The following is a 6,411-nucleotide window of genomic DNA, read 5'->3' on the forward strand; positions in this document are numbered from 1 at the left end:
TGATAGCTTAAATCCAATATCCCTGTTGTACTTAGATAGATTTTCTTTGGCTTAAGTGCTCTTCATGGCTTATGATACACTGTCAAGTTTTCACTGTCAAATTTTCGGTCAATTTACAGTGATTTTATCACTTTCTTTCAATGCGATTACCCTGAAAAAAGAAGGTTTAGGACCAATCGATAACGTAGGATTCGAGTTAACCAAAATTGGGGAACAGGTCAACCGTAGTCAGAAACTGGAAAATCAAGAATTTATCAAAGAAAACCTGCAAAATCAACTAACAGCAGCGTCTTTCAATGTTGTTCATATTGCCACTCACGGCCAGTTCAGTTCCAACCCAGAGCAAACATTTATCCTAGACTGGGATGAACGCATCAAAGTCAAGGATTTAGATAACTTACTACGGATGAGTGACTCCAGTGGCACCACCCCCATTGAACTGTTGTTGCTGAGTGCTTGTCAGACTGCTACTGGGGACAAACGAGCCGCTTTAGGACTAGCTGGGATAGCGATTAGAGCAGGAGCACGCAGTACCCTAGCCACCTTGTGGCAAGTTAATGATGCCTCTACAGCCGAATTTATGAATCAGTTCTACCAACAGTTAAATAATTCACAGTTGACTAAAGCCGAAGCCCTGCGAAATGCTCAATTAGCGTTTCTGAAGAAGAAATATCCCAGCACAGACTACCATCGTCCTCATATTTGGGCACCATTTATTTTGGTTGGGAATTGGCTGTGAATTCCAGTATGTTTAAGTTAAAGGTTGAATATTAGAGGTTGAATGTTGAATGTTGCAGGTTGAATGTTGCAGGTTGAATGTTGCAGGTTGAGAGGTTAAATGTTGTTCGCCCCGTATTCGGTGTAGGGTAGGTTGTCTGTTATAATTCTAACTTCTAACTTCTAACTTCTAACTTCTAACTTCTAAAACGAGCACCGCTATAATTTACTGAAGGTTACCCAAAATGTTTGTTTTAGAAATTGTTTCTACGAAACTTTGATCAGTCAATAGCTTAATCCAAGCAGTTTCAAGATTCATATTTTGTGGATCTTGCAGCCGTAATTCAGCTAGCTCAGTTAGGGTATCATACCATATGTGATGCTTGCCATAAGCTGCAATTCTCTCTAGAGGAGTATTAGCCCCATTTAACTCCCTTTCTAAGTCTTTAGACTGGGCAACTCGGCGAACTAGTCCTGTCACAGACGCTGGAGTTGGTAATTCATTGGATAATTCCGTAGAAGGGCAATTGATCTCTAGATTCCAGCGATAGGTTTGACCAACTTCCAAGGGATTTTCTGTCTTAGGAAGCGTAATACTAACAATGCCTGGCTGGTCTGGTAGCTTAACAGATTCTCGGTAAATATCGTTTTCCCCATCCTCATCCTGCAAGGAAAATTCTCCCGACGGTGCATCCTCTGAGGTGTAAGGTAGATATATCCAAAAGGTTGGATAATCACTTACGCTTAAATCCAAATTATAACCACCTACTAAAGGAGTCAGTAGTGGAAGCTCCGGCTTGTATAGGCAATCACCACGGGTTCCAGTACCGTGGGGAGCAGAAGGAGTCCCATTGTCTGGGGGTTTGGGATTGGGTTGGATAAAGTAAATTGGTACTTGCCCAAGATTGATGGATTGATCAGCCTCTACTCGGGAGACCAAGAAACAGCTGATCCAGCCAACAAAGACTAAATTAGAGGCAAATAGGTATTTAAGCCGAAATAATTTAGTTAACATCATAACTCAAAATTCAGATCAACATCGATAGATGTTTACCTGATATATCCAATTGATGGATTCAGATAAACACCCCTGTATATCACAACTTCCAGATAAAAATCCGGTCAAGTGTTGTGATTAGTTATTAGTAATTAGTCATACCAAATCCGGGTTAATAATCCCATTTTTAGTCAGTATGGGCAGACAAATTTTTTTTATTATATTATAATTAGCCCAATTTATTATAGCATCAACCACTATAATAAGTCGCGGCTAAAGGGGGGTTATCAAAAGTAATTTGGTATCATTATTCATTGGTCATTTGTAACTAGCAAGAGACTTAATGTAGATCACAAAAGACTAATTACTAATTACGAGTCAATTACTATGATCTCTTCTCTAAACGACAGTAAACGACCACACCAGTAGCCACCAATGCTATAGTAGCGGAAATTAATGGCACCCAACCACCTGTTACTATAAGCAAAACCCAGCAACTTCCATATAAAACAACCACAGCAGTTCCAGTACCCAACAGGACGGAACGCAGCACGTTAAAGTTTCCAGCAACCGTACCCCCGAGCGCAGCCCAGCACCAAATCCAGAGCGCTTCACCAGGCTCAGACCACCACCAAATCAACGGTCGGTTATCCAGCACTGCACTGAGGATGTGACTGATCATCTGTGCCTGAATTTCTATCCCACTCATGGTCTCAACAGACCACTGACCACCACTGTAGGGTGTGCGCCAAAAATTATCATTAAAACTAGGCGCAATGGTACCGATGATCACAATGCGATTCCTGACTAAGTCAGGATTGAACTGATCCCTAAAAACCTCTGCAAGGGAAACGGTCTCAGCAATTTGACCGGAAGCTCGATAATTCAGTAATAGTTGCTGACCACGAGAGTCTAGATTGTGATATCCACCAGAATCCTTTTCTAGGGTCTTAAAAACTGTAGTGCCAAGCTTTAAGTAATTTTCTGTCACCTCCAACTGGATTCCTAGATCAGCCAGATAACGTGTTGCCAACTGGACATTAAATGAGTAGTAGCTCTGACAAGGAGATGGTGACCCTACAGCCAACAAATGGCGACGGATAATGCGATCGGGGTCGAGTAAAACATTATTAAAGCCTTGGCGAACCTCTGGGACTTCTGGAGGTGGGGAAACTCCTGGGTCTCCGTATTGGCAGATGGCAAAAAAGTGATCACTAGTTTGCATCCGAGTCGCTAAATCCTGGTATTCCCCTCCCACAGGATTCTCCCGATAAATATCCAAACCAATAGCTCTCGGTTGATACTGCTCCAGCTTTGCCAGCAGTTTGGCTAAGGAACGATCCGATAAGGAGGCGGCTCTTCTTTCTTCCTTAGGTTGAGACTGCACATCCTCTTCAGTGATTGTGACTAATAACAGTCGCTGATCTGGTCCTTCATGGGGTCGCAGCCGCATCAACTGGTCAAACCCTTGCAGTTCCCAGGGCTGCAATAGGCCAAGCGATCGCACTCCCATTACCAAGCTAGTGACCACTATGCTAGATAGCAGCACTCTCTGGACACTACGCCACTTGCCTTTAGAAGAGACCGATGGTGTTTGTGATGGTGTTTGTGATGGTGTTTCCGATGGTATTTCTGATGGTATTTCTGATGGTATTTCTGACTCTTGGTACAAATCTTCCCAAGCTGGGGGTTCTTGTCCTAGATTCTGGTAAATTACTGGCAACCAACTGGCGCAGGGAAACTGACGCTCCAACCCCTGCAATTTCTCCCGTGCTTCCCGCGTTGCCAGATATAAAGACTTACCATTAGCAAACCCGTTCAAAAAATACTTCAAAAATTTTTGAGCGACCTGATCTGGCACCAACTCCCGCATTATAATCATTTGGGGAATTTGCAAATCATGGAGTTTCCGTGCCAATCCCAACCCATCACAAGAATTAAAAATTGCCAGTTTTAAGCCCTGGGCCACGGCTTTTTTGAGGGCATACCACAGTTCATCAATGGTTAAGCTATCAGTAGGATTAATATAAATTCGACCCGTTTCCCCCTCTGTCTCACTATGTCCTGCGAAAAAGATAATATCCCAAGGTTGCTCCCATAACTGGTCATTAATTTCGTGATGTTTGGGCTTCACTAAAAAGACGGTTTCTGCATGAGATAAATTCTCCAGCAGTTGTCGATCTGCCTTAATATTAATACCAGCACTATGACCTAAAATTGCTAAAATTTTAACTTTAGATTTCCCGGTAGGTGCAGAGCCTTCGGGTCGCTTAAACTGTTTTCCACTCAGAGCAAATTCAGCCTTGGGGTAACGCTCAAAAAAATCCCACAGATGCCAAGGCAGCTTTTGTAACTGGGTATTTTCCGTGCGAATCAGCACCCGAATGGTTTCCTCTGGGTTTAACTCTTCCCGTAATCGCTTATCAATGGGACGAAACTGTTCAGAATCCAGCCATCGTTTTAGTCTATTACCTAACTCATGGGCTGAATCCCCACATTCCTTGAGCTTTTGGTTAATGGAACCACCATAGATAATTTTTCCGGGCTGGATTCTCGCGGGTGAACCTAGGCTCCGATATTTTTCGCGCCAATGGTCTTGTAAGTAAGTAGTGAGTTCTGAATCTGCAGGCAAGTAACCTGTCATTTCCAGCGTTGGGCGTGACCCTTCTTCACCAATTTCTAAGCGTACCTGAAACCCCTGCTGCTGGGAATCATCATCTAGACTCAGGACAACTAACTTTCCCATTTTTGGTAATTATTTATTAGGTATTAAGTATTAGTAATCGAGTAAGTATTGAGCTATCAGCTATCAGCTATCAGATTATGCGCCCCAGCGTCGTTCGCACAGCGTGGCCAAACGCGCCCCGCGTGGCCTAAAGGCCAAGGCCAAAGCCTGTGCCACGCTACTTGAGGTGCTATCACCCATCATGGGCGTAGCGTGCATGGCTCAAAGGCCTTTGGCCTTGGCTGACTGCTGACTGCTGACTGCTGAATGCTTACGTAATCGATAAAAATATTCCCCATTACCCCTTACTTCTGATTAAGAAATTTTATGCAATAGCGATGGATTTATAGACGATGCTTTCCCTGAGTCAGTTTCTCACTAAAAAACTAGCCCTACTTACTCGGGCTTTCCTATAATAATACCAAATCCCCTTTATTACCCCTACTTCCTATAAGCCAAAATCTAGACAACTGCTATAGTAATATTATATCTAATTAATAATCGGATTAATACAAGGCTGGGTTTACGAAGCATACCGGTAGCGCAATCGCCGCTAACTTTAGATTAAAAAATTTTCCGTAATACTGACATCATTCAAAACTAACTTAATGCTAAAACGTTCTCTCGGTTCACCACTTACTTGCAACTTAATATTTTCCGTCTCTCTAGCTTGGGTTTGAATCACCGCAATTCCCTCGTGATCCAGCACCATAATCTGTAGATTCTTGGGAAGACGGTCTCTATCACCACGAGGATAAAGTTCAATGAATATATTCATTTTCGGTGAGTCCGTTGGATGTAGCTCTACAAATAAAGCCACCTTCTCACCACCCCAGGCGATTTCCGAACCGAGTAGTTTACCTCGTTTTACTCCCACGGTAGTATGCAATCCTTTACTAGGTTGGTCAAAGGGGAAACTTCTCAAATCCAGCCAAGGCTCCGGTGCTGGCTGTAAGATAGTTTCCACAGTCTTCCAATCTGCATCAAAACTATTGTCTAACCACTGGCTTAATCGCACTACTGCTGTCTGGCTTTGTGGTTGCTGTTGTTGGCTAGAGTCTGTTTCCATAGTGTTGGAGGGTGAAGCATCGGGACAGAAGACCTTGGGTTTGAGAGCATGACTATGGCTCGACTGCTTTGCCCCTGCCTGGGATTTAGGACATTGCCGATACTCTCTAATGTGTGGCGGTAACTCTTTCAGGGTTCGCAATTGGTTGAGGGGTAATTCTTCTGTTACCACTGTATCAATAAATCCTAGCAGAGTTGCCTCCTCCAATGCTTGATCAAGCTCCACCGCCACATAACCAATTCGTTCCTGCCAGACTGCTGCTGGAACTTTGACACACTTAGCCTCAGGTAAAACAAGTCTACACTCCAACTTACCATGATTTTTAACCGTCAGATCCGCAACATCCATCAGGGTTTGCATCACTGGGTTCCAACTGTCGCTTTCCTCTAAGTTTGTCTCAAATCCCATACACCGCAAGTAAAAGTTAACTGCATACACTGCCAGAGTATTGAAATAAACCTGTTTCGCTTTAGTCAGATTAGCTTGGTGTTGTTGAAATTCCTTTGCTCTGGGATGTGCTGCTAAAGCTAGCGGAACTCTAAAGGTTAACGGTTTAACAAAACTCGCCAAGATGTCCACTCTCTGTCAGAAATAAATTGTGGGCTATACCTATCAATATTCCGCTCTAGATCATGGGTTATATCAAGTCTGGTTGAATACCCATAATTAAGGAAAGGGTGGGAGGTGTGGGGAGATGGGGAGATGGGGAGGTGGGAACCCACCCCTAACCCCTCCCAGGAGGGGAATATGGGGAGGTGGGGAGATTTTTATTAAGGGTAAATCGGGTAAGTCAGCGGGATTGCTCCCGCTTCGTCCCCAAAGCACCGTGCGAACAAGTCTCCAAGTACACGGCGCAACCAATTCCAAAAGAACTCACTTATCATTGCTACTTCTTTTCCTTGA

Annotated in this window: 6 protein-coding genes; 2 read left to right on the forward strand and 4 right to left on the reverse strand. The window is 43.6% G+C overall.

Annotated features, from left to right (window positions below; translation table 11 throughout):
* The first annotated feature begins 118 nt into the window (after positions 1-118).
* The gene (locus tag F6K51_RS34775; protein ID WP_293029994.1) at positions 119-739 is read left to right on the forward strand and encodes a CHAT domain-containing protein; all 621 of its coding nucleotides are present in this window, start codon (positions 119-121) and stop codon (positions 737-739) included.
* Positions 740-943: 204 nt separating this feature from the next.
* Here the strand turns inward: F6K51_RS34775 and F6K51_RS34780 are convergent, their stop codons facing one another.
* From F6K51_RS34780 to F6K51_RS34795, 4 genes are all read right to left on the reverse strand, one after another.
* Entirely contained in the window at positions 944-1,735 is a 792-nt protein-coding gene (locus F6K51_RS34780; protein ID WP_293029997.1) for a DUF928 domain-containing protein, read from the reverse strand.
* A gap of 364 nt (positions 1,736-2,099) precedes the next feature.
* Complete coding sequence (locus F6K51_RS34785; RefSeq protein ID WP_293030000.1) at positions 2,100-4,460, reverse strand: CHASE2 domain-containing protein; 2,361 nt, start codon at positions 4,458-4,460, stop codon at positions 2,100-2,102.
* Between the two features lie 75 nt (positions 4,461-4,535).
* A complete protein-coding gene (locus tag F6K51_RS34790; protein ID WP_293030003.1) occupies positions 4,536-4,658 on the reverse strand; it encodes a hypothetical protein in 123 nt (40 codons plus the stop codon).
* Positions 4,659-4,998: 340 nt separating this feature from the next.
* Positions 4,999-6,078 (reverse strand): DUF1822 family protein, encoded by a 1,080-nt coding sequence (locus tag F6K51_RS34795; protein ID WP_293030006.1) that lies wholly within the window; start codon positions 6,076-6,078, stop codon positions 4,999-5,001.
* 124 nt (positions 6,079-6,202) lie between these two features.
* Here F6K51_RS34795 and F6K51_RS34800 point away from each other — a divergent pair.
* A partial coding sequence (locus F6K51_RS34800) for a hypothetical protein (protein WP_293030009.1) occupies positions 6,203-6,411 on the forward strand: 209 nt, incomplete at its 3' end.

Source organism: Moorena sp. SIO3I8 (genome assembly GCF_010692325.1).
In the GTDB taxonomy this organism is placed as follows: Bacteria; Cyanobacteriota; Cyanobacteriia; order Cyanobacteriales; family Coleofasciculaceae; genus Moorena.